The sequence below is a fragment of the Planctomycetaceae bacterium genome, assembly GCA_039680605.1.
Lineage (GTDB): Bacteria > Planctomycetota > Phycisphaerae > SM23-33 > SM23-33 > JAJFUU01.
This window is the reverse complement of the sequence record JBDKTA010000020.1, coordinates 1-2,101: the sequence shown is the minus strand read 5'-3', so window position 1 is coordinate 2,101 and position 2,101 is coordinate 1. Positions and strand designations below refer to the sequence as shown.

The 2,101-nt window shown below is 65.6% G+C and carries 2 protein-coding genes; both read right to left on the bottom strand.

Going from position 1 to position 2,101, the window contains the following annotated elements; genetic code table 11:
* On the bottom strand, positions 1 to 1,479 hold a 1,479-nt coding region (locus ABFD92_05615; GenBank protein MEN6503996.1), incomplete at its 3' end, for a PAS domain-containing protein.
* Positions 1,480 to 1,823: 344 nt separating this feature from the next.
* Positions 1,824 to 2,101 (bottom strand): ATP-binding protein (locus ABFD92_05610; protein MEN6503995.1); only part of this gene is annotated, 278 nt, incomplete at its 5' end.

Sequence of the window (2,101 nt, the reverse complement as noted above, 5' to 3'; positions counted from 1 at the left end):
CAGCACGTCTTCCATGTCGGTGGGCGTGAAGCCCTCGGTCTTTCGCCCGACGCGCGAGTACGCCAGCAGATCGTTGATCAACCGCCCCATCCGCCCCACCGCGTCGACGGCATGACCGATGAACTGGCGGGCCTCTTCATCGAGAGCGGCGGCGTGCTTCTTTCTCAGCAGCGCCAGGTACATCGTCATGACGCCCAGGGGCTCCTTGAGGTCGTGGCTGGCGACGTGGGCGAACTCCTCAAGGTCCTGGTTCGAGCGGGTCAGCTCCACCGCCTGGGCCTGGAGGTGCCGGCGGCTTTCCTGCAGCGCCGCCTGCGATCGCCGGAACTGCTCGACATTGGTGACCACACCGAACCACCGGACGACGCGCCCCGAAAGGTCGCGGATGGGCCTGGCGCGGACGTGGAACCATTCATACTGTCCGTCGTGGCGCCGCACGCGATATTCCAGGTCGTAGGGCGCCCGCTCTGCCACGGCATCGTTCCACGCCTGCAGGGCCCGAGGCTGATCGTCGGGGTGCAGCAGCTTGCTCCATCCGCTGCCCATGTGTTCATCCATCGGAACGCCGGTATAGTCGACCCACTGCTGGCTCTGGTAGTCGCAGTAGCCGTCTGCGCGGGTGGTGAAGACCATGCCCGGGATCGATTCGAGCGTCTGGCGATAGAACAACTCGCTGCGGCGCAGCTCCTCTTCGGCCTCGATACGCTCGGTAATGTCGCGAGCGACGTGGACCGTGCCGATCATGCGGCCGGCGTCGTCCCGCATCGGGGTGCAACTGATCAGGAAGTGCCCGCCCAGGCGTTCCTCGTACACCTCGGCGACGTGCTCGCATCCGTCGGCCATCGCCAGCGCGTGCGGGCACTTCTGGATCGGCGCGTCCAAGTCATGCACGGCGTGATGGCACGCCAGGCCGGGACAGGCGGAGGCGTTGATCTTCAGGCGAGCGGCCATCGCCCGGTTGGCCCTGACGATTTTGTGCGAGGTGTCGATGATCGCGATGAGGTCCGGGATCGTGTCGAAAGTCTGCTCCCACTCCCGCCAGGCCAAGGCTGCTTCTTCCTGCCCGAGCCGCGCCTCGTCGGCCGCCTCCTGCGCCTTGGCCCGCGCCACGCGCATGCTTCTTCCCAGCGACGCGATCGCCACCATTGCCATCACGTAAATGGCCATGCCGATGATGTGGGCAGTCCACGGGTAGGGGCTATCCCTAAGAAAGATCATCGCCCCGGGGATTCCCAGCGCCGCCGTCAGCAGCGCCGGCCAGAACCCCGCCAGCCACACGGTGGCGGCCACCGCCACCATGTACGTCACGTAGGGGGCGTGCCCGCCCAGCCAGGGTTCGAACAGAAATCTCGCCCCCAGCGCCGCCGCGGCGCTCACCACGGCGACATTGTACCGCCACAGCGCCGAGCGTTCCCTGATGGCCAGATGAGCGATCGAGTCCGCCAACTGCCGGGCCGGCTCCTCTAAACGGTCTGCCATGATCCACCCTCTTTGGGCTCTCTTACATGATAGGAAAGCACCCTCAAGGGCGAAGTGAATAGCGGATTATCGCACGGCTTCAGCGGGGCTGCGTTGGTCTGCCATCGTCACGGCCGCCCCTCCGGGGCTCGATGAATCTACGCATCATTCCCAGGGCTTGGGCTCGCTTCGCTCGCCCTGCGCCCTGGGCTAAGCACGAAGGCCCCTCTGGGGCCAAAACGCATGAAGGATAAATTATGCAACAGCCTCTGTCTCTGTGGCCCAACTTCTTTGGCTCAGCGCACAGCCATAGCGACCCACGAAGAGTAATCCGCAATCCGAAATCCGAAATCCGCAATCGCGTTTTACCCGTCGCGATCGGCGATGGTGAACAGGAACGTGCTGCCCTGGCCCGGCTGCGACTGCACCCAGATGCGCCCGCCGTGATGGTCGACGATCTTCTTGCAGATGGCCAGGCCGACGCCCGTGCCCTCTGCGGCGGTGTGGCTGTGCGCGTCGAGGCGCTGGAAGATCGCGAAGATCCGCTCGTGGTCCTCGGGGCGTATCCCGATGCCGTTGTCGCGCACGGAGAACAGCCACGCGCGCTCCTGGCGGGCGGCGCTGACGTGAATCGCCGGCGGCT